At 63.0% G+C, this 24,672-nt stretch carries 32 protein-coding genes and 1 pseudogene; 13 read left to right on the top strand and 20 right to left on the bottom strand.

The annotated features are described in order from the left end of the window. Nucleotides 1-26: 26 nt before the first annotated feature. Complete coding sequence (locus YUA_RS0111400; protein ID WP_027530806.1) at nt 27-1,145, bottom strand: NAD(P)/FAD-dependent oxidoreductase; 1,119 nt, start codon at nt 1,143-1,145, stop codon at nt 27-29. 156 nt (nt 1,146-1,301) lie between these two features. Here YUA_RS0111400 and YUA_RS43820 point away from each other — a divergent pair, with 156 nt between their 5' ends. Then, nucleotides 1,302-1,724, top strand: a complete 423-nt coding sequence (locus tag YUA_RS43820) for a MarR family winged helix-turn-helix transcriptional regulator (RefSeq protein WP_245285139.1) — start codon at nt 1,302-1,304, stop codon at nt 1,722-1,724. Nucleotides 1,725-2,088: 364 nt separating this feature from the next. On the opposite strand, the gene YUA_RS48065 is transcribed toward YUA_RS43820, so the two are convergent. Continuing rightward, entirely contained in the window at nt 2,089-2,238 is a 150-nt protein-coding gene (locus YUA_RS48065; protein WP_084292415.1) for a hypothetical protein, read from the bottom strand. Between the two features lie 57 nt (nt 2,239-2,295). Beyond that, a complete protein-coding gene (locus tag YUA_RS0111385; RefSeq protein WP_027530805.1) occupies nt 2,296-2,763 on the bottom strand; it encodes a hypothetical protein in 468 nt (155 codons plus the stop codon). Between the two features lie 113 nt (nt 2,764-2,876). Here YUA_RS0111385 and YUA_RS0111380 point away from each other — a divergent pair, with 113 nt between their 5' ends. After that, nucleotides 2,877-3,335 carry a hypothetical protein gene (locus YUA_RS0111380; RefSeq protein ID WP_027530804.1) on the top strand — a complete coding sequence of 153 codons (459 nt, stop codon included), beginning with the start codon at nt 2,877-2,879 and terminating at the stop codon, nt 3,333-3,335. Nucleotides 3,336-3,393: 58 nt separating this feature from the next. Here the strand turns inward: YUA_RS0111380 and YUA_RS0111375 are convergent, their stop codons facing one another. From YUA_RS0111375 to YUA_RS0111360, 4 genes and pseudogenes are all read right to left on the bottom strand, one after another. Further along, the gene (locus YUA_RS0111375) at nt 3,394-4,215 is read right to left on the bottom strand and encodes a tetratricopeptide repeat protein (protein WP_027530803.1); all 822 of its coding nucleotides are present in this window, start codon (nt 4,213-4,215) and stop codon (nt 3,394-3,396) included. A 32-nt stretch (nt 4,216-4,247) separates the two neighbouring features. Then, nucleotides 4,248-4,559 (bottom strand): annotated as a pseudogene (locus YUA_RS43815) (molybdate ABC transporter substrate-binding protein); the annotation flags it as partial. Nucleotides 4,560-4,590: 31 nt separating this feature from the next. After that, nucleotides 4,591-5,292 (bottom strand): GrlR family regulatory protein, encoded by a 702-nt coding sequence (locus tag YUA_RS0111365; RefSeq protein WP_027530802.1) that lies wholly within the window; start codon nt 5,290-5,292, stop codon nt 4,591-4,593. 199 nt (nt 5,293-5,491) lie between these two features. Next, nucleotides 5,492-6,526 (bottom strand): glutamine synthetase beta-grasp domain-containing protein, encoded by a 1,035-nt coding sequence (locus tag YUA_RS0111360; protein WP_027530801.1) that lies wholly within the window; start codon nt 6,524-6,526, stop codon nt 5,492-5,494. Between the two features lie 533 nt (nt 6,527-7,059). On the opposite strand from YUA_RS0111360, the gene YUA_RS0111355 reads away from it, so the two are divergent. Both YUA_RS0111355 and YUA_RS0111350 read left to right on the top strand, forming a co-directional pair. Next, nucleotides 7,060-7,263, top strand: a complete 204-nt coding sequence (locus tag YUA_RS0111355) for a DUF2735 domain-containing protein (protein WP_027530800.1) — start codon at nt 7,060-7,062, stop codon at nt 7,261-7,263. A gap of 269 nt (nt 7,264-7,532) precedes the next feature. Then, entirely contained in the window at nt 7,533-8,276 is a 744-nt protein-coding gene (locus YUA_RS0111350) for a tyrosine-protein phosphatase (RefSeq protein ID WP_027530799.1), read from the top strand. 15 nt (nt 8,277-8,291) lie between these two features. Here the strand turns inward: YUA_RS0111350 and YUA_RS0111345 are convergent, their stop codons facing one another. Then, nucleotides 8,292-9,011 carry an SGNH/GDSL hydrolase family protein gene (locus YUA_RS0111345; RefSeq protein ID WP_027530798.1) on the bottom strand — a complete coding sequence of 240 codons (720 nt, stop codon included), beginning with the start codon at nt 9,009-9,011 and terminating at the stop codon, nt 8,292-8,294. 119 nt (nt 9,012-9,130) lie between these two features. Between YUA_RS0111345 and YUA_RS0111340 the strand changes: the two genes are divergently transcribed. Genes YUA_RS0111340 through YUA_RS51600 form a run of 3 tightly spaced genes read left to right on the top strand, consistent with a single transcriptional unit; the run spans nt 9,131 to nt 10,297 of the window. Beyond that, nucleotides 9,131-9,811: an SDR family oxidoreductase gene (locus tag YUA_RS0111340; RefSeq protein WP_027530797.1), complete on the top strand. Its 681-nt coding sequence runs from the start codon at nt 9,131-9,133 to the stop codon at nt 9,809-9,811. 37 nt (nt 9,812-9,848) lie between these two features. Then, a complete protein-coding gene (locus YUA_RS0111335) occupies nt 9,849-10,046 on the top strand; it encodes a hypothetical protein (protein WP_027530796.1) in 198 nt (65 codons plus the stop codon). After that, nucleotides 10,043-10,297: a hypothetical protein gene (locus YUA_RS51600; protein WP_027530795.1), complete on the top strand. Its 255-nt coding sequence runs from the start codon at nt 10,043-10,045 to the stop codon at nt 10,295-10,297. Before YUA_RS0111335 ends, YUA_RS51600 begins: the two co-directional genes overlap by 4 nt. A 2-nt stretch (nt 10,298-10,299) precedes the next feature. Here the strand turns inward: YUA_RS51600 and YUA_RS0111325 are convergent, their stop codons facing one another. Beyond that, nucleotides 10,300-10,647 (bottom strand): GrlR family regulatory protein, encoded by a 348-nt coding sequence (locus YUA_RS0111325; RefSeq protein WP_027530794.1) that lies wholly within the window; start codon nt 10,645-10,647, stop codon nt 10,300-10,302. 124 nt (nt 10,648-10,771) lie between these two features. Here YUA_RS0111325 and YUA_RS0111320 point away from each other — a divergent pair, with 124 nt between their 5' ends. Next, nucleotides 10,772-11,458, top strand: a complete 687-nt coding sequence (locus YUA_RS0111320) for a DUF2161 domain-containing phosphodiesterase (protein WP_027530793.1) — start codon at nt 10,772-10,774, stop codon at nt 11,456-11,458. Between the two features lie 95 nt (nt 11,459-11,553). Next, complete coding sequence (locus YUA_RS0111315) at nt 11,554-11,859, top strand: hypothetical protein (RefSeq protein WP_027530792.1); 306 nt, start codon at nt 11,554-11,556, stop codon at nt 11,857-11,859. Nucleotides 11,860-11,933: 74 nt separating this feature from the next. On the opposite strand, the gene YUA_RS0111310 is transcribed toward YUA_RS0111315, so the two are convergent. The 3 genes from YUA_RS0111310 to YUA_RS0111300 all read right to left on the bottom strand — a co-directional run bounded on the left by YUA_RS0111310 (nt 11,934) and on the right by YUA_RS0111300 (nt 14,211). Further along, the gene (locus tag YUA_RS0111310) at nt 11,934-12,539 is read right to left on the bottom strand and encodes a GNAT family N-acetyltransferase (RefSeq protein WP_027530791.1); all 606 of its coding nucleotides are present in this window, start codon (nt 12,537-12,539) and stop codon (nt 11,934-11,936) included. A 152-nt stretch (nt 12,540-12,691) separates the two neighbouring features. Beyond that, nucleotides 12,692-13,090 carry a PaaI family thioesterase gene (locus YUA_RS0111305; protein WP_027530790.1) on the bottom strand — a complete coding sequence of 133 codons (399 nt, stop codon included), beginning with the start codon at nt 13,088-13,090 and terminating at the stop codon, nt 12,692-12,694. 167 nt (nt 13,091-13,257) lie between these two features. Then, on the bottom strand, nt 13,258-14,211 hold the full coding sequence (locus tag YUA_RS0111300; RefSeq protein ID WP_035970899.1) for a helix-turn-helix domain-containing protein: 954 nt from the start codon (nt 14,209-14,211) through the stop codon (nt 13,258-13,260). 255 nt (nt 14,212-14,466) lie between these two features. Here YUA_RS0111300 and YUA_RS0111295 point away from each other — a divergent pair, with 255 nt between their 5' ends. Continuing rightward, nucleotides 14,467-15,720 (top strand): acyl-CoA dehydrogenase family protein, encoded by a 1,254-nt coding sequence (locus YUA_RS0111295; protein WP_027530788.1) that lies wholly within the window; start codon nt 14,467-14,469, stop codon nt 15,718-15,720. A gap of 46 nt (nt 15,721-15,766) precedes the next feature. Here the strand turns inward: YUA_RS0111295 and kynU are convergent, their stop codons facing one another. The 5 genes from kynU to YUA_RS43810 form a co-directional block, all read right to left on the bottom strand. Beyond that, nucleotides 15,767-16,969 (bottom strand): kynureninase, encoded by a 1,203-nt coding sequence (gene kynU, locus YUA_RS0111290; protein WP_027530787.1) that lies wholly within the window; start codon nt 16,967-16,969, stop codon nt 15,767-15,769. Between the two features lie 23 nt (nt 16,970-16,992). Then, complete coding sequence (gene kynA / locus YUA_RS0111285) at nt 16,993-17,832, bottom strand: tryptophan 2,3-dioxygenase (RefSeq protein ID WP_027530786.1); 840 nt, start codon at nt 17,830-17,832, stop codon at nt 16,993-16,995. 34 nt (nt 17,833-17,866) lie between these two features. Further along, the gene (locus tag YUA_RS0111280; RefSeq protein ID WP_027530785.1) at nt 17,867-18,676 is read right to left on the bottom strand and encodes an alpha/beta hydrolase; all 810 of its coding nucleotides are present in this window, start codon (nt 18,674-18,676) and stop codon (nt 17,867-17,869) included. A 241-nt stretch (nt 18,677-18,917) separates the two neighbouring features. Continuing rightward, nucleotides 18,918-20,195 carry an ArgE/DapE family deacylase gene (locus YUA_RS0111275; RefSeq protein ID WP_027531070.1) on the bottom strand — a complete coding sequence of 426 codons (1,278 nt, stop codon included), beginning with the start codon at nt 20,193-20,195 and terminating at the stop codon, nt 18,918-18,920. Between the two features lie 53 nt (nt 20,196-20,248). Next, nucleotides 20,249-20,974 (bottom strand): pyridoxamine 5'-phosphate oxidase family protein, encoded by a 726-nt coding sequence (locus YUA_RS43810; RefSeq protein WP_035970851.1) that lies wholly within the window; start codon nt 20,972-20,974, stop codon nt 20,249-20,251. 75 nt (nt 20,975-21,049) lie between these two features. Between YUA_RS43810 and YUA_RS0111255 the strand changes: the two genes are divergently transcribed. Both YUA_RS0111255 and YUA_RS0111250 read left to right on the top strand, forming a co-directional pair. Further along, nucleotides 21,050-22,513 carry a PLP-dependent aminotransferase family protein gene (locus YUA_RS0111255; RefSeq protein WP_027530783.1) on the top strand — a complete coding sequence of 488 codons (1,464 nt, stop codon included), beginning with the start codon at nt 21,050-21,052 and terminating at the stop codon, nt 22,511-22,513. A 68-nt stretch (nt 22,514-22,581) separates the two neighbouring features. Further along, nucleotides 22,582-22,854: a DUF6719 family protein gene (locus YUA_RS0111250; protein ID WP_035970897.1), complete on the top strand. Its 273-nt coding sequence runs from the start codon at nt 22,582-22,584 to the stop codon at nt 22,852-22,854. A gap of 3 nt (nt 22,855-22,857) precedes the next feature. On the opposite strand, the gene YUA_RS0111245 is transcribed toward YUA_RS0111250, so the two are convergent. Further along, complete coding sequence (locus tag YUA_RS0111245; protein ID WP_027530781.1) at nt 22,858-23,223, bottom strand: hypothetical protein; 366 nt, start codon at nt 23,221-23,223, stop codon at nt 22,858-22,860. A gap of 35 nt (nt 23,224-23,258) precedes the next feature. Next, nucleotides 23,259-23,423: a hypothetical protein gene (locus tag YUA_RS50955; RefSeq protein ID WP_198029399.1), complete on the bottom strand. Its 165-nt coding sequence runs from the start codon at nt 23,421-23,423 to the stop codon at nt 23,259-23,261. A gap of 402 nt (nt 23,424-23,825) precedes the next feature. On the opposite strand from YUA_RS50955, the gene YUA_RS0111235 reads away from it, so the two are divergent. Then, nucleotides 23,826-24,020, top strand: coding sequence for a hypothetical protein (locus YUA_RS0111235; RefSeq protein ID WP_027530780.1), 195 nt, complete (start codon nt 23,826-23,828; stop codon nt 24,018-24,020). On the opposite strand, the gene YUA_RS0111230 is transcribed toward YUA_RS0111235, so the two are convergent. After that, nucleotides 24,010-24,558 (bottom strand): CreA family protein, encoded by a 549-nt coding sequence (locus YUA_RS0111230; RefSeq protein ID WP_027530779.1) that lies wholly within the window; start codon nt 24,556-24,558, stop codon nt 24,010-24,012. The genes YUA_RS0111235 and YUA_RS0111230 overlap by 11 nt on opposite strands. Nucleotides 24,559-24,672: the final 114 nt, after the last annotated feature.

The raw sequence follows: 24,672 nt of genomic DNA, 5'->3' as shown, positions 1-24,672 counted from the left end.
GGCCAGAAGGTGACATTGGAATGCTTTCATCCTCGAACGCGCTCTCGATAGTGTTCGAGCACCGGCGCGGCCCCTTGGGATGAGAGCGCGCCATTAAGGCCTGCGGCGGCTCCTTCGGCGGCAGGCATGGCGCGCTTCATGATCTCGGTCTCGCAGGCTGCGATCGCTTCCCAACGATCGGCCGAAGCCAAGGCGTCAGCGAGGTCGACGGCGTCCGCAAGAGCGAGATTCACGCCCTCGCCGCTGAAGGGCGACATCAAATGCGCGGCATCGCCAAGCAAGGTGACGCCCGGATGGTTGCGCCAGGCGTGCCCGATTGGCATTGCGTAAAGAGGTCTGACGCCGATGAAATCGCCGATCTCGATCATATCGATGAGTTCGGACGCCCAGCCCGCGAAGGCTTCGACCAGCATCGCCCGGATACGCTCGGGTTGTTTCGCTGCCAATGCCTGCGCCTCGGACTCTGTGATCCGCAGACCTGCGTAACCGCGGATATGGCCGCTTCCGTTACGCTGGGCGATCAATACCCGATTGTCACCCACAGCAAACATCTTACCTCTACCGACCAGCGCGTCGACATTCAGATGGCGTAGACTGTCGAAGCCCAACTCGACCAGTGTCACGCCTTCGTATCGCGGCACGTCCTCCGTGAGGAGCGGCCGCACTTGCGACCAGGCACCGTCAGCTCCGATGACAACGTCAAAACGTTGGCCTGCACCGGCAACGACCAGGTCGTACCCACCCTCCGTCCGCGGCACAACCGCTTCGACCCTGCTTCCCCATTGTACGACGCCGGTGGGCAACGACTCCAGCAGGATCCGACGCAGTTCTATCCGATCGATTTCGGGACGGCTATCGCCCGCACCATCGCGATCGAACAGCAGCGTGCCGTGCTGGTCGTACAGCCGATCACCCTGATCCTCTGGTCTCGCAGCGGCGGCAAACTCCTTCGCGAGACCGGCGAGAGACATGGCACGCAGACCCGTCTCCTCGTGGAGATCAAGCGACCCACCCTGCGGCCGCTCGCCAGAATGTTGATCGCGCTCGAACACGACCGGTTCGAATCCGCGCAGCAAAAGCAGGCGAGCCAGCATCAGTCCGCCGGGGCCGCCGCCCACGATCGCGAGCCTTGATATGGTTGTCATATGAGAAATCTCCTGCTACATAGGTGCCTATATAACATAAATATAGGCGCCTATGCAATGGCCTCTGAAGATTGGGATCCGATGGCCCATCCCGGACACTATTTCAGCCGCATCGCGCGGGGCTTGGCCCGCGTTGGAGACGCCAGGCTACGCGACTTGGGCTTTGCAACGGCTCATCTTCCGGTCCTGGCCGCGCTCAAGGACGGCGCGCGCATGTCCCAAACCGAACTTGCGCGTTGGGCGAAGGTCGAGCAGCCCACCATGGCGCAGATGCTGACCCGCATGGAGCGTGACGGGATCATCCGACGCGAGCCCGATCCGGATGATCGACGCGGCAGCCTCGTCTCACTGACCAGGCAGGCAGCGTCCCGACTGCCCGCCGGTCGCGCCGTCCTCAAGCAGGGTAACGCCGACATGACCCGAGGTCTGTCGAAACAGGAGGTCGATACCCTGACTAGTCTGCTGCGGCGCGTTCTCGGAAACGTTGAGGCGATGGAAACAGAAGCGCAAGCGCAGGCACGGGCGCAGGACGTTTCGCCCGTCCAGCGCACGTCCAAGTCCCGCCGTCCGCGTGTTTGACCTGTATGCGATGATGAACCATGTCGCTGTCAGCTACTCGCCGCTTCCAGCGGCGATCCGCCGACGAATAGGAGCCGCGATAGTAGAGGAAACGCATCGCCGCCGAGGATGCGGCTTGATCGCGGTGACATCGTCACCCTTCGGCCATCCGGCCTTATCCGCGCAGGGCCGCTTGCGGAGCCTTTTCTGCCATGATGCCAGCATGCCCCTGTTTTGCCCGACGGGTCAAGCTTATTTCGTAAAATCCGCAACGAGCCGTTTGCTTCGGCCAATCGGCTGTTTTGTCAGCCACTTGGCTACTGTGCATGGGGTTGTTTTCGAGCGTTTGGTTTGCCGGCCTGCCCAGCGCGACCTGCCTCAGGTGTCAGTGACGCTTGAAATACTGCACGTCGCGCTCGTGCTTCTCGGCCGCCGCGCGGCTCTTGAAGGTGCCGAGGTTGCGCCGCTTGCCGGTCTTGGGATTGACCTTGCGTGAATAGAGCCGGTATTCGCCGGATGCGAGTTTGCGGATCATGGTTGCGCCTCCTCTCGTGCCTTCGGGGTCAACCCGCTTCGCATGCGGTCCGTTCCGTCACGGCTTGGCCTGCGGCGCGAACTGCTGATTGGCGAACGGCTGCGGATCGGAGGGGACCTTCATCACGACGAAGCTGCGTCCCAGCGACCGGTGGCAGGCATTGCAACCCTCGGTCAGATCACCCAGGGCCTTCGCGAATTTGCGGCCGTCCTTTGCAGCGATCGCGTCGGACGTCGACTGCAGCGACGGCTCCAGTGTCGTGACATTGCTGACGGGGATGCCGGAATAGAGCACTGCGGCCTCGACCAGGCTCGCTTTGAGCTGGCGCATCTCGAAAGCCGCAAGCTCCCAGTTCTGCGCCTTGCCCGCCAGCCAGACCTTCTGATGGCGCGTCTGCGCGGCGCTCATGATATCGCCGAGCCGGGGCACGTACTGGTCCGCCGACGGCGATTTGAGGTCCTGCGCCGCCACGGCCGTAGCCGCACCCAAGCCGGCCAGCGCCAGCGTCCACGCCCGAAGCTTCATCGCAAGTCTCCATTCCTGTGAAGACGCAATGTAGGCCGACGCGGTGGCCCCCGGCCTTGCGCTCGATCAAGGCCGGCTTCGAACCCAGCGGTGCGCACGCGCGACAAAGCGGCATGGACCAGATCGAACCATCAGCCGAGGCGCAGATCGGAGCCTTCGTCGCCAGCGCGGCGAAGCAGCCGCTGCTGGATGCCGCGTTCGAACTCTGGCGCTGGCGCTACCGGCTGGATTCGATCGAGGGCCGCCCGACCGCCGAACAGGTGCGCATCAATCGCACGCTGACTCCGGAGCAGATCGGCGCGAAATATCGCCATGACCGCGACCACGCCCATGAAGGGCCGATGTTCGGTTATCTCAAGCGCGCCCATCCGCGCGCCAGCGACGATGCGATCCGACAGGCCATCATCACCGCCGTCAAATTCGAGGGCGCGGCCGAGGCGCATTTCAAGTGGGATGGCGATTTCTGGCAATGCGTCGTGCGTGCAGTGGCGCAGGCGGCTACGCAGTATCCCGACTTTCTCGAGACCACCTATCGCGACGCCCGCAACAATCTCGCTTACTACATGAAGTGAGCTGATTGCTTGCGCATGATCTTTCGGAAAACCGCTTCACACTTTTCCGGATCATGCTCTAGAAGCACAGCGTGGTGACGAGCCTGCCCTGCTTGTCCTTGATCGCGTAGGGACAGCGCAGCCGCTCCAGCGCCTTCTTGGCGTCCTCGTCACCGAGCGCGGCGGCACGCTCGTAATAGGCCTTTGCGGCATCCTTGTCCTTTGGACCGCCGCGGCCTTCCTGGGCGAAGGCCCCCATCCGCTCCAGCGCGCCCGGATGGTTTTGCGCGGCCGCTTTCTCGAACAGCGCGCGCGCCGCGACGTCGTCCTTCTCGCCGCCATTGCCGCTCGCCAGCATCAGGCCGAGCTGGTACTGGGCCTCCGCATTGGTCTCGGCGGCCTTGCCGAGCAGCGTGCGGGCCTGCGCCGGATCGGCAGGCGTCCCACCGCCGGCGCTGCCGAGCGCGGCGAGGTTGGAGACGCCGCGGGGGTTGCCGGCCTGCGCCGCCTTCTCGAACAGTTTTCGCGCTTGCGCCTCGTCCTTCGCTATCCCGGAGCCGGTGCCGTAGGCGACGCCGAGCTCGACCATGGCGGCACTGGAGCCCTTGTCGGCTGCTTTGCGCCAGGCGGCGATCGCTTCGCCCGTCTGCCGGTTGGCCGCATAGGCGCGGCCGAGCGCGAACGTTGCGCGGCGCACCGATGCTGCCGCCTGCTTGCAGAATTTGATGGCCGTCGCGACGTCGGAGGCCGCGATCTCGCTCACGCCCTTCACGTCAGTCGGCTTGTCGGGGTCGCTTGGATCAGCGGCGACACGGTCGCACAGGACGAGGTCGGCCGATTGCGCATGCGCGGCGACGGGCGCGGCGAGCGTGATGAGGATAGCAAGAAGACAAGTCCGCATGGCCATCACGTTGCGTCCGCGCGCCGGCGATTTCAAGGCGCGAGTCCTGATAGCCGCAGGACGGGCACGACCTCCGGCGATGCCAGATAGCGCAGCAACCGGTCGGCACCTTCGGCCTGCTTCGCATCCACCATGCGGCCGGCGGAGAATACGGCCGGCGTCTGCAAATCATGCGGCACCGGGCCGATCACCTCGATGCCCTCGACCTGCTTCAGCTCGCTGATCTGCTGCACGGCCAGATCAGCCTCGCCGCTGATGAGCCGCTCCGCGGTAAAACCCTGCTCGACGATGGTCGCCTTGGCGTTGCGCATCGCGCCCATCAGGCCGAGCGTCGAGAGCATGCGAACTTTTTCCATGTGCAATTCCCGTGACCGATCAGGCGCGATGCATGAGCTTCAGCGCAGCCGTCAGGCGCAGGCTGCGCTTGCCGGCCAGCGCGGTGGCTTCCAGCACCGCCTCCTCGCCGTCATAGCTGCCGGAGAAGCCGATGCCGACCTCGTGGCCGCCAAAGATCGGATCGTCCTTGGCCGGTGTGTGCTCCTGGTTGAGGATCTGCCCCTTCCAGCGGCCGTTCGCGGCGGTGTAGCTGCCGAGATAATAGAACGAGGCATCGCCGCCGAGGATGCGCCCCCGATTGAGCAGCATCACGCCGGTGAGCCCGCCATCGACGCCGTCGAGCATGCGCAGGTGAACCGAGTAGAGGCCGTTGACGATGCCAGCCTCGCTGACGCCGCCGGCAATCGGCACTTCGTCTTCCGAGATCGGCGTCATCAGCGACTGGAAGGGCACGCCGGGCAGCTCTTTCAGCTCACCCTTGAAGCGGTAGAGATCGCCGTCGGAAAAACCCTTCGCGATCAGCGTCGCATCATCGGTGCCGGCCATGGCGCGGTAGTTCGGATCGGGGTTGTGGCGGACGGTCTTGATGACGGTGTCGATGCCGTCTGCGGTCTTCTCATAGGTGCCGATATGGGCGAACGCCGAATTGCCGCCGAGCATCTTGCCGTTGCCGGCATGCATCACGCTCCGGCCGACGCTGTCGCCGAGCTGAAATCGCACCTTGTAGAATCCTTCAAACACCAGCCGTGTCCCCGGCCCCGCGCGCATCGTGCCGGCACTCTATCCCGGTTCGGGCGGCAATGGACAGGCTCCAGGCCGGCATGGCCGGCAGACCCACAACAAGGACTGTCATCGGAATGCAAAAATCCGCCGTAGCTTTTCAGCTCCGGCGGATTGAAAGCCAACCCGGGCCAGCCCCCCAGCCCGGGCCGGGAGGATCTTAGGCCGCGGCCTTCTTGTCAGCCGGGACGGACGCGATCGTCTTCAGGATCTGCGAAGCGATCTGGTATGGGTCGCCCTGCGAGTTCGGACGGCGGTCTTCCAGATAGCCCTTGTAACCGTTGTTGACGAAGGAGTGCGGAACGCGGATCGACGCACCGCGATCGGCCACGCCGTAGCTGAACTTGTTCCACGGCGCGGTCTCGTGCTTGCCGGTCAGACGCTTGTCGTTGTCCGGGCCGTAGACGGCGATGTGGTCCATCAGGTTCTTGTCAAAGGCCGCCATCAGCGCCTCGAAGTACTCCTTGCCGCCGACCGTACGCATGTACTCGGTGGAGAAGTTGGCGTGCATGCCGGAGCCGTTCCAGTCGGTGTCGCCGAGCGGCTTGCAGTGGAATTCGATGTCGACGCCGTACTTTTCGGTCAGGCGCAGCATCAGGTAGCGGGCCATCCACATTTCGTCAGCGGCCTTCTTGGAGCCCTTGCCGAAGATCTGGAATTCCCACTGGCCCTTCGCGACTTCCGCGTTGATGCCTTCATGGTTGATGCCGGCAGCCAGGCAGAGGTCGAGATGCTCTTCGACCATCTTGCGGGCGATGTCGCCGACGTTCGAGTAGCCGACGCCGGTGTAGTACGGGCCTTGCGGCGCCGGATAGCCGGAGGCGGGGAAGCCGAGCGGACGGCCGTCCTTGTAGAAGAAGTATTCCTGCTCGAAGCCGAACCACGCGCCCTCGTCGTCGAGGATGGTGGCGCGCTTGTTGGTCGAGTGCGGCGTCCTGCCATCGGGCATCATGACTTCGCACATCACCAGCACGCCGTTGGTGCGGCCGCCGTCCGGGAACACCGCGACCGGCTTCAGCACGCAATCGGAGCTGTGGCCCTCGGCCTGCTGGGTGGAGGAGCCATCGAAGCCCCAGAGCGGAAGCTGCTCGAGCGTCGGGAACGACGCGAATTCCTTGATCTGAGTTTTGCCGCGCAAGTTCGGAGTCGGCGTATATCCGTCGAGCCAGATGTACTCGAGCTTATACTTGGTCATTGAGCCTCTCTGTAGATGATGCGAAAGGTGGGGTTGAGAGCCCCGCACGTTTGTACCCGGCCATCATCGGCCAGCCCTCTATAAGCATTTTGCGTGCCAAAAAGCCGCAGCGCGGGAGGTTTTCCACCGCGACCGGAACCGGCCCGCCGACGGCAAACGTCCACGGCGGTGTGCGTCATAGACGCGCACCTTCACGTGAAGCTGCGCTGCAAAAATCCCGCGGAAAACGCCTGATTCTGCAGCACGCAGACCCCCGCCCCGGATTGCCGATGAATCGCGCATCAACGTCCGGCAATTTTCGCAAAGTGCCCGGCCCTGCCCAGCAACCTTTGGAATGGCCCAGACGTTAGCCACCAACGCAGTGCCTTAGGGGGTGCAGACAGTTGCCTGCCCAAGAATTGGGCGGAGACTGATTTCCTTTTCAGCACTTCCCAATTCGGGATGCGCGGCCGATATGGGAATTCCAGTAACCACAATCGAACGAGTCGGGCGCACCATGGAGGCCAAGGCGCTTCGACCAAGGAGCAATCGCAATGATGAACAATGGTCTGAGTCACGGATCTGCGAAGATCTACCAATTCCCCGTCGGGGGCCGCGCGGCTCTCGCCGGGCGCCGCTATGGTGAGACCCGCCTTCCTGCCGATCACGCTTCGCTTCCCGCGAACGCATCGATCTGCAGCGATAGCTGGTACCACCAGGACGCGGTCGACGAAGCAAAGCCCAAATGGGAACGCTAATGCCAGTGTCTGGTCTGAGACCGCTGCGCCCTTTCAAGCGCTCAGCGGAAGTTTGAAAAGGGGTCGAAACAACGAAGTTTCGACCCTTTTTGATTCCGGACCTGCGCTGGTTGATTCCGGACCTGCGCTGGCGGAAACCGCGCTTGTCGTAGTCATAAAACCCCACGATGAACCGGGTACCATCTGGCAGGTCCGAATGATCGCCCCCTGTAATAGACCTCAAGGACGCCCGTCGTGCGCCCAATGGAACCATAACCCAAGCTAAGCCCATGTCAGATTCCCCTGCCCGCCATCTCAGCCTGAAAGGCGCCAGCAATTTTCGCGACCTTGGCGGCTACGCCACGACTGATGGCCGCACTACGCGCTGGCGGCACATCTTCCGCTCCAACCATCTCGGCCAGCTCACCGCTGAAGACATCGAGATCGTCCGGGCGCTCGGCGTCAAAAGCGCGTTCGACTTCCGCGGCGTCGAGGAGCGTGCGGCGGGCGTCTGTGTCGTGGACGAGATCACCGTGCATTCGCTGCCGATCGAGCCGACGGTGGTGGCTTCACTGCGCGCCGAACTCGCCAGGGGCGCGCTGACTGCGCCGGTCGCGCTTGAGCTCATGCGCGAGTCCTATCGCAACTATGTCCGCCACAACACGCACAGCTTCCGCATGCTGTTCGGCCATCTGCTGGAGGACCGCGCCCCGCTCGTGATCCACTGCACCGCCGGCAAGGACCGCACCGGCTTTGCCAGTGCCTTGATTCTGCATGCGCTCGGCGTGCCCGGTGACGTCATTGCGGAGGATTATCTGCTGACCAATCGTCACTACAAGCGCGACGTGTCGAGCGTCTCCGATCTGCCCGCCGACGTCCTCGACGCCATCGGCTCGGTCCAGGCTTCCTATCTCGATGCCGCTTTCGACGCCGTCGGCCACGACTTTGGCGATGTCGAAACTTACTTGCGCGACGGTCTCAAGCTCGGAGTGGCCGAGCGGACCGCGCTGAAGGAACGCTATCTGCAAGCGTGACCGGCAATGGCCACGTCACGCTGTCGGTGTTGCCGCCTTGATGATGGTGTTCTTGAGGGCAAGCGAGACCTGCATGGTGCTCCAGTCGCTCTGGTGCAACTGATCCGGATCGGTTGTATCCACCAATTGCTCGAACGACACGTTGTTCTGGACGTGCCAATGCCGCATCAGCGCCCAGCGCTGAAACAAACTGACCTGAGCCTCCTCCGCGGCATCGCCGATCAACCGAACCATCTTGTCCGAGAGTTCGGCGCGGTCATCCCAGAGCATCTTCGTTGTATATTGCGGATCGATCAGCAGAACCTCGAAGCCGCGAGCACGCAGTTGCGCCAGCCCCTTCCTGACATTCCCGGCAACCACATCGATGTTGTATCGATCATTGTGAAAGACCGCGTTGGTCCCGACCTGCCAGATGACCAGCGTGGGATCATCCTGAAAGATGTCCGTCTCGAAGCGCTTGAGTTCGTCGTCGGCTTCCTCGTTGCCCCTGCCCCGGTTGAGGACATCGATCCGGATGTTCGGACGCGGATCTTCGTCCCTGTAGTGCCGCCGCAGATACATTTCGAGCCTATAGGGATAAGGAACGACGTCGGCTCGCCCGGCCGTCGAGGAGGATCCCATCGCCACGATCCGCACCGCGCCCTTTCCCTCCAGCGCCTGTCGGAGACGCATCAGTGGGTATTTCAGGTCGACGATCGCAGCGGGAAATTCGATGGTCGGCAAATGGTCGGGCATGAAACGACCTCCTCAACGATCTAAAGTTGCATCTATAGCCCAACCTTGACGCCGCCGCCATTGCAAGTCCAATTCGCCTCACGCAATAGTTGGCGCGAACTGAGACCACGGGGAATATCATGCAGGGAAAAATCATTGTCGTGACCGGCGCGCACGGCGCCCTTGGCAAGGTGGTTGCAGACGTCGCGCTGTCACGCGGCGCGCGGATCGCCGGCATCGATCACGCGCCCTCCCAAATGCCACCGACGACCGGGCGCATCGAGATCGGCGGCGTCGACCTGTCCGACACGGCGCAGGCTAAGATGGCGGTCGAGGCTGCCGCGAAACATTTCGGCCGGCTGGATGCCTTGATCAACATCGCCGGCGGCTTTGCCTTCGAGACCGTCGGCGACGGCGACATCAAGACATGGCACCGCATGCATGCGCTGAATGTGCTGACGGCCCTCAATACCTCGCACGCGGCGCTGCCGCATCTGGCCGCCTCGAAGGCTGGCCGCATCGTCAATATCGGCGCCATGGGCGCGCTGCAGGCCGGCGCCGGCATGGGCCCCTATGCGGCGTCAAAGGCAGGCGTGCACCGCCTCACCGAGGCGCTGGCGAACGAATGGAAGGGCAAGGTCACCGTGAACGCCGTGCTACCGTCGATCATCGACACCAAGGCCAACCGCGCCGACATGCCCAAAGCGGACTTCTCAAAATGGGTGACGCCGCAAGAGCTTGCCGAGGTGATCCTGTTCCTCGTCAGCGACGCCGCCAGTGGCGTCACCGGCGCGCTAATTCCGGTGAGCGGGCGGGTGTAGCCTTTTCGTCGAACCGGCGGATTGCTATATTAGAGCCATGACGACCGAAGATATCGAGCGAGCGATTGAGCAACTGACGCCTGAGGAACTGGCGCGATTTCGCGCGTGGTTTGCGCAGTTCGATGCTGAGCAATTTGATAAGGCCGTGGCGCAAGATGCTCAATCGGGCAAGCTCGACGCCTTCGCCGAAGAGGCGCTAAATGCTTATCGCGCTCGCCATACGCGCGACTTGTGAGACACACGGCTTCATCGAGGTTCTGGAAGGCGTATGACGCTTTGCCCGTCAACGTTCGAAACTTGGCCGACGCGAATTTCAAACTGTTGAAGAATGATCCCAATCATCCCTCGCTTCAATTCAAGCGAGTCGGACGATTCTGGTCTGCGCGTGTGGGACTGCGCTATCGAGCCCTGGCGGTCGAAACCGAAGGTGCTTACGTCTGGTTCTGGATTGGCTCTCACGCGGACTACGATCGCCTAGTGAGCTGACGTCAATCCGGCACCAGCAGCCGCAGATTGCCTTTGAAACGGATGCTCTGCTTGCCGGCGAGCGCCATGCCTTCGCCATAGGCGGTCTCGTCGGTGTAGGTGCCGCTGAAGCCGATGGTGACAACCTTGCGGCCCCACACCGGGCGCTCGTCGAACGAGGGCGAATGTTCCTCGTTGGTCAGCGCGCCCTTCCATTTGCCGTCGGCGGACGTGTAGCTGCCATGGGCAAAGAAAAAGGAATCACCGCCGCGCATGGTGCCGTCGCGCAGCACCATGACGCCCTGGTTGCCGCCCTGCACGCCGTCCAGCATCTCGATCCGGATGTGATAAAGCCCGTTCCTGATCGTCATATCCGCAAGCGCCCGCCTGTTCCCCGATCGAGGATATAGCTGGCTTGACGACGTCCGGGCAAATGCCCGTCAGCCCGAGTCGGGCTAGACTGGCGGCAACTGATTCTCCGATCGGGAACTCGCTTTGGAAACCGCGCTCTATCTCCCCGTCAAACGCTTCCTCGAAGAGCTCGGCTTCTCCGTGAAAGGCGAGATCGGCGGCTGCGATCTCGTGGGCCTCAGCGCCGGCGATCCGCCGGTGGTGGTGATTGGCGAGCTCAAGCTTGCCTTCAACCTCGAGCTGATCCTGCAGGCGGTCGATCGCGCGCCGGCGGGCGACGAGGTCTGGATCGCCGCAAAAATGTCGATCCGCGGCAAGGGGCGCGAGAGCGACGCACGCTATCGCAATCTCTGCCGTCGCCTCGGCTTCGGTATGCTCGGCGTGACCGACAACGGCCAGGTCGAGGTGCTGGTGAAGCCGCCGACGGCAGCACCCCGCCGTGAGCCGAAGACGCGCTCCCGGCTCGTCGCCGAACACCAGCGCCGCCAGGGCGATCCCGTGCTCGGCGGCAGCACCCGCGCACCGATCATGACGGCCTACCGCCAGCAGGCACTGGCCTGCGCATCACAACTTGCAGGGGGCCCGCGCCCCGTGCGCGAATTGCGCGAACGCTGTCCCGATGCCGGCAAGATCTTGCTTAACAATGTGTATGGCTGGTTCGAGCGCGCCGACCGGGGAATCTACGGGCTTACGGAGGCGGGACATGCGGCGCTGAAACGCTGGCCGCAGCAACGGGTTAAGATCGACGCCGGTGTCGCGTCACCGCCATGACACCCGACCGGTGCATAGCTGAGATGCCACACCAAATTCATATTGCAATGCAACATATACCGCATTAGGTATCGCGGCATCAAGACGAGGCCGTTATGAGCGCAGACTGGAATACCAAATATGGCACGCGGCGCGTGCGCCACGATCCGCCCACCCTGGACGAGGCAATCTTCGCAGCCGTCGGCATCACCGACGACCAGGAGCAGCAGGCCGAGATCGCCGCAGCGCTGATGGGGATGCCGTTCGACGTCGTTCAGGCCGAGGTCAAGAAGCAGGCTCGCACCAACAGCCGCATCACTGCGACGCGCGTGATCGCCGGCGAACAGGGCGCGCAGCGTTCGGTCGTGGTCGAACGCCGCGTCATCCGCCGCTTCGGCAACGACAAGCGCACTGGCACCTGAGCACTCATTCCATTGCTCCAATAAAAAAGCGGACCGGCCTGGCCGGTCCGCTTTTTGATTCGGGCCTTTGAATTTCAGGCCGCGCGATTGCCATACATGCTGGAGATCAACTTCCAGCAAGTCGAGTTGAAATTGAGAATCGCGCGGCCGGCCTTGAACGGCGCGGCTGCGAGATCAACAAGCTCGTCCTCGGGCGTCTTCGCAAGATCGATCGTGCCGGTGGATTCGCCATGGCGGAACTGCAGATACGCGCCAAACTTCCTGGCGAGCGCGCGCATGGCGTGATTCTCAGCCCCCGTAGTGATGCGCAGGCTCTTGTAGCCCTTCCAGCGCGCCTCCGCGATCAGGCGGCTGAACAGCACGGTGCCGACGTTCTGGCGGCGGGCGGAGGCTTCCACGCTGAAGGCGACCTCAGGCAACGAATCGCCCTCCGGCGGATGCAGCTCGGCCGCACCACGAACCACGCCATCGACGATATAGGCGACGATCACGGTGCCATCCTCGGCGCAGCGGGCGGCGTAACGCTCGATGAAGCTGTCGTCGAGAAAACCGTTGAAACGGTCGTGCCGGCTTGCGGCATCGAGCCTCAGCAGGTGATCGCGCAACAGCGGCAATTCTTCCAGCTGGATCAGGGTCCGCACATAGCCCGGAGCGGTGCGGACGGTGTTTTCAAGTACCACGTCAAAACTCCTCTTGGTGTCCCTCGAGGAGGCGTTCGAATCCCTAGGCCCCCAATATTGTGCAACGCAACAAACTTTTCAAGACGGGAACCTGCTCAAGTTTGAGGCAACGGGAGCGACTAATTCGTTAACAAAATCAAGGCCCCGTAGTCTTACAGGACCAGCTGCGTCTGGGTCACGACGGCGACCAGCTTGCCATCCTCGGTCTCCAGCCGGGTGGTCCAGATTTGGGTCCGGCGACCTCGATGGACCGGGGTGGCGGTGGCGATAACGGTGGTTCCCTCCTTGGCGCCGCCGATGAAATTGGTCTTGCTCTCCAGCGTCGTCGTGCCCTTGGCGTCCTCCGGCAGGTTGATCACGGTCGCCGCCGCACCAACGGAATCAGCGAACGCCATCAACGCACCGCCATGGATCGTGTGGTGCAGCGTGCAGAGATCGGGCCGCACCGTCATCCGCGCCACCACGCGATCCTTCCCAGCCTCGACGAATTCGACGCCCTTGAGCTCGGCGAACGGCATCTTCATCGCTTTAAGCTTCTCGAGCGGTGTCATCAGATCTCCTCCCCAATTCCTTGTTGTCGCAGCGTGAATGGCTTCGCGCGGCAAAGCAATGACGTCGGAGGTAATGGCTGCGCCGACGTCGCTTGCGTGTCGCGCGGCGCCCACCGTTCCTTGCCGCCGACCCGAGGCGGCGCCTGCACGCTCCTTTGCCGCGAACGCTAGCGATGCTCTTTCGTGCGCGAGCATTGATATTCGCTGGGCGACATGTCGAACCGCCTCCGGAACGAGCGATTGAAATACGAAATATCGTTAAAGCCGCAGGAGAGCGCGATCGTCGATATCGGCCGACGCGGCGCACGGGGGAGTTCGGAAGCGCACCGTTCCAGTCGTCTGTTCCGAACCAGTTCTCCGAAGGTCGTGTCCGTACTCTCGAAGAGGCGATGCAGATAACGAGGCGATATCCCAAATTTGTGGCAGACCGTCTCGACCGACAATTCTGGATCGTGAACATTCTCCTCAACGTGTTTCTGGATCGAATTCAGAAATGCACATCGCGCCGCGCCTGCAGCGACCTCCATCACCTCGCCGCTTCCGCCGAGGGACAAGGCGACCAGTTCAACAATCATGTTCGCGATTGATCGATGGGCGGCCCCCGGAATCGCGTGCGGCTGCGTGAGGACCGACTGCAAGAAATCGACCGCCAGCAGCCCCAGGGGCGTTTCTCTCGAAACACGCCTCGCCGTCAATCTGGACGCGTCCTTGAGCAAGGGATCGAACAGTCGCTTTGGGACCCTGAAAGAATAGATCTCAAGATCCGAGCGATAGTCCAGATCGTACGGCTCCGTCGAGTCCACGATGTAAAACTCGTTGGGCCGGATCAAGACCTCGCGTCCCCGCTGCTTGGCAAGAACATCGCCTTTTACCTGCATATTGACGAAATAATATTCGAGCGGCGTCTTTCTGATCTCCGGAGCACCTCTGATGACTCGATGCTCCTCCGTCAGCAGCCTCGTAACGTTGACGTCGGAAATCAGATTTGCCGTAACGCTGCCGGAAAATCCGCCGGCGCCTTTCCGGGATGGATTGAGGGTGATGAAGGCCTCGCACAGAACCTCGCGCCAGAAGCCAAATTGCTGATCGGCGGGAAAGTCCTGAGTTGTCCAGAATGGCACGTCCAACTCCGTTGCTATGGCATCAGCCTCACGAAGTCACCTGCAGAGACCCAAATGGCTAAATCCGCTTCGGTTCCGGATCAAGCTCAAAGATTAGGAGCTCCCGCCCTCGCTGCAGGCTGACCGGCTCGCTTAGGCTTGAACCTCCCGACGGGAGTGCACGATCAGACAAGTTTTTTGTCACCCTCGTCCAAGACAGATGATCGGTTGCAGTGGTGCCATTCGGTCCTGGATCAACCTGACAAGGGGATAGAAATGGCTGTCGACTTCACACTGAGCCCGGAGCAGATGGCCCTTCGGGCCGGCGCACGCGAATTCGCGAACACGGTCCTGAAGGACGTTCGCAAGACCATCCGCCAATACGGCAAGCCTGATGAGCGCTTCTACGCAACGCGGCCGTTTCACAAGAAGGCGGTCGAGGCGGGTTTTGTCAAAGGGCTGCTTCCGAAGGAGGTCGGAGGAACTGATGTCCCGGCGCTCGATTTTGCGATCGCCGCCGAAGAGCTGGCCGCCGTCGACGTCAACGTTCCCAGCACGCTGCTCGGCACCGGCCTCTGCGTCAAGCCCATCATCTTCTTCGGCAATGACGAGCAGAAGAAGCGCTTCCTGCCCGATTTCATCGAGGATGGAACGCGGCTCGGCGCGCTGGCATTTACCGAGGTGACCGGCGGCGCGAAGTTCGATGCCGCCGATCCCCGGTTCGGCGTAAAGACCTTTGCTATTCGTGAAGGCGACGAGTGGGTGATCAACGGCGAGAAGCACTACACCACCAATGGAACGGGCTGGGACGGCAAGAACTGCCACCTCTATGCGGTGGTCTGTCGAACCGATCCGAACAAGGGTGCGCAGGACTCTCTGGCGGTTATCATGGTGCCCGGCAACCTGCCCGGCATCAAGGTGACGGGACTGCTGGACACGGTCGGGCATCGCGCATCGATATCGCCGCGGATGAAGTTCGAGAATGTCCGCGTTCCCGCCGGCAACATCATCGGCAAGCCGGGTGACGGAATCAAGATCGTCTCGACCAATTTTGCCTGGACCGCCGCGCTGATCGGCGCCGCCTGCGTCGGCGTCATGCGAGCCGCGTTCGACCATGCCCTCGATTTTGCCAGGACGGATGCCCGCTCGGGACCCCATCCTATCATCGACTATCCGACTGTCGGCTACATGCTGGCCGACATCAAGATGAAGATCGAGGCCTGCCGCTACCTGACCTGGAAATCCTGCCAGCAGTACGATCTGTCCGGCGGCAAGGAGCAAGAGCTCGCGGTGATGACGAAGGTCTTCTGCTCTGAAACCTGCGTGGATGTCGTCTACGACTGTATGCGTCTGGTCGGCGTCGGCAGCTATACCGACATGCACCCGCTGGCGGAGCTCATGAACGATGCGATGTGCTTCCCGCTCTATGACGGCGGCAACATGGGCGCCCGTCGCCGGCAATTGCACAGCATCATCAGGAGCCCTTCCTACGACCCGCACTTTGCGCCTTACGGCACGTTCAGCGCGTGATCGCCTGGTTGCGCGGGACCGGCTCGCGATGCCGGTCCCGCGCCGCTCAGGTCACCGCATTCACCACCTGATATTCCGGCCGCCGCCACACCTCACCCGCGATCACTTCTTCGATGATCTCGGCCGCCCGCACGATCTCGCTCTCGCCGATATAAAGCGGCGTGATGCCGAACCGCATGATGTCAGGCGCACGGAAATCGCCGATGAGGCCGCGGGCGATCACGGCCTGCATGGCGGCGTAGCCGCCCTCGAAGGCGAACGAGATTTGCGACCCACGGCGCTCGTGCGCACGCGGCGTCACGAGCTTCAGAGATGGGCAGCGGCGTTCGACTTCCGCAATCAGGAGATCGCCGAGCGCCAGCGAGCGCGCGCGGACCTCCTTGATGTCAACGCGATCCCAGATATCGAGCGAAGCCTCCAGCGCCGCCATCGCCAGCACGGGCGGCGTCCCGACGCGCATGCGCTCGACGCCGACGGCGGCCGCATAGCCAAGCTCGAACGCGAACGGTTTTGCGTGGCCCATCCATCCGGACAGCGCAGCGCGCGCGTCATCGGAATGGCGCGGTGAGACGTAGAGGAACGCCGGCGCGCCCGGGCCGGCATTGATGTATTTGTAGGTGCAGCCGGCGGCGAAATCGACGCTACAGCCGGCGAGATCGACCGGCAGCGCGCCGGCTGAATGCGCGAGATCCCAGACTGTGACGATGCCGCGCGCATGCGCATATGCGGTCAGCTTCGCCATGTCGTGGCGGCGGCCGGTGCGGTAGTCGACCTCGGTGATGTACAGCACCGCAATCTCTTCCGACAGCGCGGCCTCGACCTCTTCGGGCGCCACCAGGCGCAATTGATGGCCGCGGCCGAGCGTCGCGATCAGGCCCTCGGCCATGTAGAGATCGGTCGGGAAATTGCCGGTGTCCGACAGGACGACCTTGCGCGATGCGTTCATGTCAAGCGCGGCGGCGAGCGCCTGATAGACCTTGAGCGACAGCGTGTCGCCGACCATCACGGAGCCGGCTTCCGCGCCAATCAGCCGCGCGATGCGGTCGCCGACGTGACGCGGCTGGGCATACCAGCCGGCCGTGTTCCAGGCGCGGATCAGCTCGTTGCCCCACTCCGCCGTGATCACGCGGTTAACCCGCTCTGCAACGCCAAGCGGCAATGCACCGAGCGAATTGCCGTCAAGATAGATTACGCCGTCAGGGAGATGAAACAGCGCCTTGGTGTCGTCGTAGACGCGAAGCCTGGCCATGCGAGTAGACATTTTGGTCATCTCTACAAAATCGTGCGCACGCGCCAGAGCTCGGGAAACAGCTCGATCTCCAGCATGCGCTTGAGATAGCTGACGCCACCGGTGCCGCCGGTGCCACGCTTGAAGCCGATGACGCGCTCGACCGTCGTGACGTGGTTGAAGCGCCAGCGCCGGAAATAATCCTCGAAATCGACCAGCTTTTCGGCGAGCTCGTAAAGCATCCAGTGCGTCTCCGGCGCCTCGTAGACGATACGCCAGGCTTGCAGCACGCCCTCGCTAAAACCGTGGGTCTCGCGGACATCACGCGCGAGCACTGCGGCCGGCATCTTCAGTCCGTTGCGATCCGCAAGCCGCAACACCTCGTCATAGAGGCTCGGCGTCGCAAGCTCCGCTTCGAGCAGCTTCGTCGTCTCCGCATCGTGTGCGTGCGGCTTCAGCATGGCGTGGTTGCGGTTACCGAGCAGATATTCGATCAACCGGTACTGGCGCGACTGGAAGCCCGAGGACTGGCCGAGCTGGGAGCGGAAGCGCGTATATTCGCTCGGCGTCATCGTGCGCAGCACGTCCCAGGCGTTGTTGAGCTGCTCGAAGATGCGTGACATCCGCGCCAGCATCTTCATGGCCGGAGCCACCTCATCCCTGGCTATGGCGCGGCGCGCGGCGCTGAGCTCGTGGATGGCAAGCCGCATCCACAGCTCGGTGGTCTGATGCTGGATGATGAATAGCATCTCGTCATGGGCTTCCGACAGCGGATGCTGTGCACCGAGGATCGCATCCAGCGCAAGATAGTCGCCATAGGACATGCGCCGGACGAAATCGGTCTCGGCGCCTTCGCTTGAGGGATCGTAATCGTTGGACGTCATGACAGGCCCTCTCGATCGATTATCCCTGCCCTCGTCAGTCGAGGCCGATCAGCCGCGCGGTGATCGGCGACGACGGATCCTTGAGCGCGTCGATTACCGTGAAATGGTTCAGCCCGGGATCGATGACGAGACGCGTCGGCACGTCAAAGCCGGTCCAGACATTGGCGAACAGGTCGGACTGGCGGATGAATTCGGGCCGCTCACTGCCGCCAACCCAGGCGGTCAGAGGCGAATGCCCGCGCGGCAGATGCAGCGCCGCGCTTTCGAGCGTGGCCTCCTCCATCGTCATGCGCAGCGTCTCGTTCATCCTGGTCTTCAGCAGCGGCCGCAGATCGTGCAGGCCGCTGATTGAAATGGTGCCGGCGATGCGATTGAAGACGGCGGCATCGAGCCGGCTGTCGTCGCAGAGCATGCGCGTGACGAGATGGCCGCCGGCGGAATGGCCGGCGAGCCGGATTGGTCCTGCGACGAGAGATGCCGACTTCGCGATGGAGGCGGTGATTTCTGCGGTGATGTCGGAAATGCGCGCGGCCGGAGTCAGCGTGTAGCTCGGCAGCGCCACCGCCCAGCCGTGGTGCCGCGCGCCTTCGGCGAGATCGGTCCAGGTCGACTTGTCGAATCGCATCCAGTAGCCGCCGTGCACGAACACGACGAGGCCCTTGCTGTCGCGGTCGGGCAGGATCAGGTCGAGACGCTGGCGCTCACCGGAGCCGTAGGCAATGTCGGGACGAAAACCCTTCAGCCCGGCGCGGTAAGCCGCCGCCCGCTCCGCCCATTGCGCCGGCATTTTGTCCGAGCCCGGGATATGGGCCGAATTGGCGTAAGCATCATCCCAATCGCGCATCGTGACTCCCGGGGACTCGTCCAGCGAACCGGACGTCAGTCTGCCACCGGCGCGGCCGGCATCCTAGTCTTTATTTTAAGCTTAAAGGAGTTGGCGGAGCCCCCTGTTTCGGGCAGCCGCCGCCGCAACCGAGCTACTGTAGAGTGGGCAAAGCGACAGCGTGCCCACCATTTCGTTGATCGAGGAAAGATGGTGGGCACGGCGCAAGTGCGCCTTTGCCCACCCTACGAAATCTCGCCCGCTACGCCTTCTCCACCCCGCACCATTCCGCGATGAACAGCGCCGTCGCCTTGGTGGTCTTCTTCAGCGAGTCCAGATCGACATATTCGTTGAAGCCGTGCATCTCACCGCCGCTGGCGCCGAAGCAGAGGCTGGGGATACCGTAGTTGAGACCATAGAAGCGGGTGTCGGTGAGCGCGGTAAAGACGAGGTCCTCGACGGCGCCGCCGTAGACGGCGTTGAAGGCCTTGCCGAACGCGGCCTCCGGCGCGACGGCGTCGGTCAGCTCGTAGCCTTCCGACAGGAAGCCCGACCATTCGACCTCCGGCGGATTGTTGGCGAGGAAGCGGTGGTTGCGCGAGGCAGCCGCAACGCACGCCAAAATCTCCTTCTGGTGATCGGCGACCGACCAGCCCGGCAGGATGGCGATACGGCAATCAACGTCGCACCAGGCCGGCACGCTGGAGGCCCAATCGCCGCCCTTGATGATGCCGGGGTTGAAGTTGATGGGATGGTTGAGCGTCTTGAAGTGACGATCGGCCTTGGCTCGCTCGTTCCACTCGATCTCGAGCTTCTGTATCGCGTGGACAAGGTGATACGCCGCCATGATCGCATTCGATCCTGAGCCGGCAAAGGCCACATGGGTCGGATGGCCCTTCACCCGCAGCCGAAACCAGATCACGCCGACTTGCGAGCGCACCATCTTGCCGGCGGTGGGCTCGGGGATGAAGCAGGCATCGGCCCGGTAGCCGCGCTGAAGCGTCGAGAGTGCGCCGACGCCGGTGCTCTCCTCTTCGATCACCGACTGAAAGTGAATCCGCGCCGTCGGCTTGAGGCCGGCCGCCTTGATCGCATCCAGCGCATAGAGCGCGCCGATGGTGCCCGACTTCATGTCGCAGGCGCCGCGGCCGAACATCTTGCCGTCCTTGATGACAGGCGAGAACGGCGGCGTGTCCCACAATTCCAGCGGCCCCGCAGGCACCACGTCGCAGTGGCCCTGGAGGATCAGCGATTTGCCGGCCTCGGTGTTTGGACGATAGGTGCCGACCACCGAGCGTGCCTTGGAGAAGTCATGCTCGATCGGGCCGAAGCCGCGCAGGTCCTTGAGATCGTCGACATTGATGTGCCAGTCGTCGACCTCGTAGCCACGCGCGCGCAGGAGGTCGCCGATCATGTCCTGGCACGGCCCCTCCGCCCCGCGGGTCGAAGGGATCGCGACGAAATCGCGGGTGGTCGCAAGCTGGGCTTCGAAGCCGGCATCGACGGCGTCAAGAATCCTCTGCTGCGTTTCGGCATTCATCAGGCAACTCCGGGCATCCAGTTGGTCAAGGGGTGCGCGCAAGCTAGCCGATTTCAGCCGTTCGGGTACTCCACAAAATAAGCATCCCGCAATGCATCTTCGAGCAGTCGGCCTTCGGAATAGCCATTCAGCGTCGCCGGCCGGCTCACGCCGTCGAGCAGCCGTGGGCACGGCTCCGGCGCGCCGAGAACGGTGCGAACCGGAATGCGCTCGGCATAGATCGGCAATTCGTAGTCGTCATCGTCGTCGGCGACACCCTTGGCGCGGACCTTTGCGGAAGCTTCCTCGATCTCCATCGCGATGAAGGAGGTCGCCTTGATCTCCTGGGTGTTGCTCGCCCGCAGGCTCGCGGTGCGATCTGGAAAGAAGCGGTCGACCATCGCGACCACGGCGCGCTCTTTCTCTTGCGCGTCGGTGACGAGGTAGGCGGTGCCGAACGCCATCACCGCACGGTAGTCGGCGGAGTGATTGAAGCCACAGCGCGCCAGCACGAGGCTGTCGAGATGGGCGACCGTCAGGCAAACGCGCTCGCCTTTGGTCTGGTTGCGCAGCATGCGGCTCGCACTCGAGCCATGCCAGTAGAGCTTGGTCCCCTCACGCCAGAAGAAGGTCGGCGTGCAATAGGGCTGGCCATCGATCATGTAGGAGACGTGGCACAGCATCGAAGAGTCGAGGATGCGATGAACAGTCTCGTGGTCGTAGAAGCCGCGGTCGTGACGGCGCTTCACCTGGTTGCGCGCTGACGTCGGATAAGAATCTTGGCTTCCATTCTGGCTCACGGCCGCTCCTGTCGGGATTGGAACAATTCCAGAGCAGTTGTAGCGGCGCATTTGGTCTGCGATAGTGCCAATTCCATGCAAAAGATTCCGACCAATTCCCCGACCAAGCCTGAGCTGCCGCTGGATCTCACCGGCCCGCACATCACCGCCGGCGCCTCTTCTGCGCACAGGCTGTACCAGGCGCTGTGCGAGGTGATCGTCTCAGGCTTGGTCAAACCGGGCGAGCCGCTGCCGCCCTCGCGCACGCTGGCAAAGCAGACCGGCTTTCGGCGCAACGCCGTCGTCACCGCCTATGAGCGCCTGATCGCCGACGGGTTTGCGGAAGCCGCCGTCGGCTCCGGCACGTTCGTCGCCGCGCGCATTCCGGCCCGGACCGCCGCACCGAAGAAGCCGAAGGTGATGGTCGAAACGCCGCGGCAAGGCGCGCTCTCGCTCGGGTGCACCCATATCGATGAGCGTGCGGTGCAGCGCTTTCGCGCGTTCATTGGCCGACGCATGCGCGCCTTTGGTAGCGAGCATCTGCATTACGGCGACCCGCGCGGCAGCCGCGAGTTGCGCGTCGCAATCGCCGATCATCTGTTGTCGGCGCGGGGGCTGCGCTGCGACCCCGACCAGATCATGCTCACGTCGGGCACGCTGCACACGCTGCGCATCGTTCTCGGCGCGATTCTGAAAGCCGACGATCAGGTCTGGTGCGAGGACCCCGGCTATCCCATCGCACGCAGGACCATCACGCAATGCGGCTATCGCACCGTGCCGATTCCCGTCGACGCGCACGGCCTGCAAATCGCCAGAGGCCGCACCGCTGCGCCGTCCGCGCGCGCTGCTTACGTGACGCCGTCGCATCAGTTTCCGCTCGGCGTGCAGATGTCGATGCCGCGGCGGCTCGAGCTACTCGACTGGGCCAGGCAGGCCGGCGCCTTCGTGTTCGAGGACGATTACGACAGCGAGTTCCGCTATGACGGCGCGCCATTGATGTCGCTCGCCGGCATCGATCACCTCCAGCGCGTGATCTACATGGGCACGTTCGCCAAGACGCTGTTTCCGGGCCTGCGCATCGGCTATTGCGCGTTGCCCGAACGCCTGATCGGCGACGTCACGGCTGCGCGCGCCGCGCTTGACCGTTTTCCCGGAACGCTGATGGAAGGCGCGGTTGCCGACATGCTCAATTCCGGGGCGTTCGCCGCAAATCTGAAGCGCGTCCGAAAACTCTATCGTGAGGCCCGCGATGCGCTGGCCGAAACGCTTGAAGCGGCATCGGATGGCACGCTTTCGGTTCCGGTGCCGTCGCAGGGCTTGCACCTCGTAGCACAGTTCAATCCGACGGTTGCGCCGGCGGTTGCGGCCGAAGCGAAGGAGGCGGCGGGCGCGGAAGGCTGGCTGCTGGCTGACACCTATGCGCGGGCGCGTCCTCTGCCCGGTTTCGTGCTGGGATTTTCAGGGCACGCGGTTCCACATCTCGTCGCCTCCGCCGAACGGCTGGCGCGGGAGGCGCGCGCTGCCTTGCGCAGCAAAGGCAAATCGGCCCGGCGCGCGTGACAAAGGTTGACTACCAGAATCGCCAGTTGCTCCTTAACATCGCGGCATCAATTCCGGGATCTCTCATCATGTCACTTGTCACTACACTGGGCCGCGCAACATTTGGCTGCGCAGCCTGCCTCGCGCTCCTGATCTCCACCGCGCTCGCTACGACGGCGCGCGCCGGCACCTTGGGACGCGAACAGGACATCGTCGACCTCAAGCTTGGCCAACGCGTGCAGGTGGATGACGGAACTTGCCCCGCCGGGCAAATCAAGGAAGTCCGCGGCGCGAAGATGACCGACAAAGGTGTCTCGCGAACAGCCACCTGCGTGGCGCGGTTCGGTCCGAAGTCGAGATAGCTGCTAGGACTTCGCCGGGTCGAACATGCACTGCAGGGTCGGCTTCGCGATCTTGGTGAAGGTGGCGCCGATTTCGCTTTGCTTTGCCGCCGGCACCCAATCGGTCTCGATCGTGGGAACGCCGGTTTCGCTGATCCCGCGCAGCAGCGCCTCGCGCAGGTCTCGATCCTCGACCACGGCCGCCGCATGATCGTGCAGACAGCCGCAGACCTCCTCCGGATGTTCCCAGCGCCCGAGCATGCGCGGAGCACATTGCCGCACGAATTCAGTGCGCGGATCCGGCAATCGGCTCGGTGCGCGCACCTGCGCCTGGACGGAACCGATCGTCAGAAGGGTCAGGAACGCTGCGGCGCAGAGACGAAGATACATGATGGCCTTTGCCGGCTGATTTTTCTTGTTGCTGATCAGATACGCGCTGCGAGAATGATCGGCTGCGGCGCCGTAGTCGTGACCGGCGAGCCGCTGTACTGGAAGGTGCCGATGCCAGGCAAATTGCCGTCCGGCGCACCGGCGAACGAGGAACCGGCGAGCACAAAGCCGAAAGCAAGGATGAAGCTGAGCGCGCGCATGGATCTGTCCCCGAATTGCGTGGCCGGCGGTTTGCCGTCGTCGTTGTGACGCTGATAACCATCCGTGGTTTCTCCCGTGATGCGCCTAAAGCCCAAAATGGTTTCGTGCCGGGTGAGAATTGTTTCGTCGCCCGCGAGTTGACGAAACAATTCCCGGAAAACATCAATCATTTCAGATGGGGCGCGCGACGGTTTGAGCCCGCATGGGACCAACCATCCACACAGGTTGAAGTGGTGCGGTCACATCCACGACGTCGGCGCTTCACATTCGTTTTACGGTTTTCTGCTGAACAGAACCGCAAACAAAGGCCGCACCCCGATGAACCCGGAGCTCGTCGGGCGCGACCGAAGCCTTCGAAAAGCGAAAGGCCCTCAACCGGGCACATCCGAGGAATGGCCATCATGATGGCGCAAGATCGCGCAACGGCGCGCGACGCGGCCGAACCGAACGACCGCGCCGATCAACGCACCGGTTCGGCCGGCGCCATGGCCCTGCAAACGGGACGCGGCTACGAGGCCACGCCGCAGGCGTTCGTGCGGCTGAGCGGCTCGCACCTTGCGAAACCGCGCGCGAGCCGCGATCACATCACTGAGTGAAGAAGTCGCCGCATTTCTGGACATTCGCGTCGACCGGTCCCCACGGCATGATCGGCACCGTCGAGGTCGAGTTCTTTGGCGATCCCTCGATCAGCTTGTCCGAATAGACCATGTAGACCAGCACATTGCGCTTGGTGTCGCAGCCGCGCACGATCTGCATCTTCTTGAAGAACAGCGAACGGCGCTTGCGGAACATGTCGTCGCCCTGCTCCATCTTGTCCTTGAACTTGATAGGACCAATCTGGCGGCAGGCGAGCGAGACGTCAGAAACCTCTTCGGCAAGACCGAGCCAGCCCTTGAAGCCGCCCTTCTCCGGCACCGTGAAATGGCAGGCCACGCCCTCGACCTCGGGGTCGTCGAGGCCGTAGGTCGCGAGCTTGTCATTCGGGCTCATCCATTTGAACACGGTGGAACGGCGGAAGATCAGATCAGGCTCATCGGCAGCCTGCGCGGACGCCGAGGGCATGGACAGAGCAACAAGAAATAAAGCGAGGCCTTTCAAACGGATGCCGGAAAGACCGGGGAAACGAGATGACATGAAGTTCTCCGGTAACAAGTCCCGGCAATGTAGGCATGGGGTGGTCGTTCAGGAAGACGATGACAGCCAGGCGGGACCGCCGTTTACCGCTCTGTGAGGCTTTTTTGCTACGTC

Origin of the sequence: Bradyrhizobium sp. WSM3983 (assembly GCF_000473045.1) — a bacterium.
Classification (GTDB): Bacteria; Pseudomonadota; Alphaproteobacteria; order Rhizobiales; family Xanthobacteraceae; genus Bradyrhizobium.
Note: the sequence above shows the minus strand (reverse complement) of the source record. Positions and strands in the feature narration are given on the sequence as shown.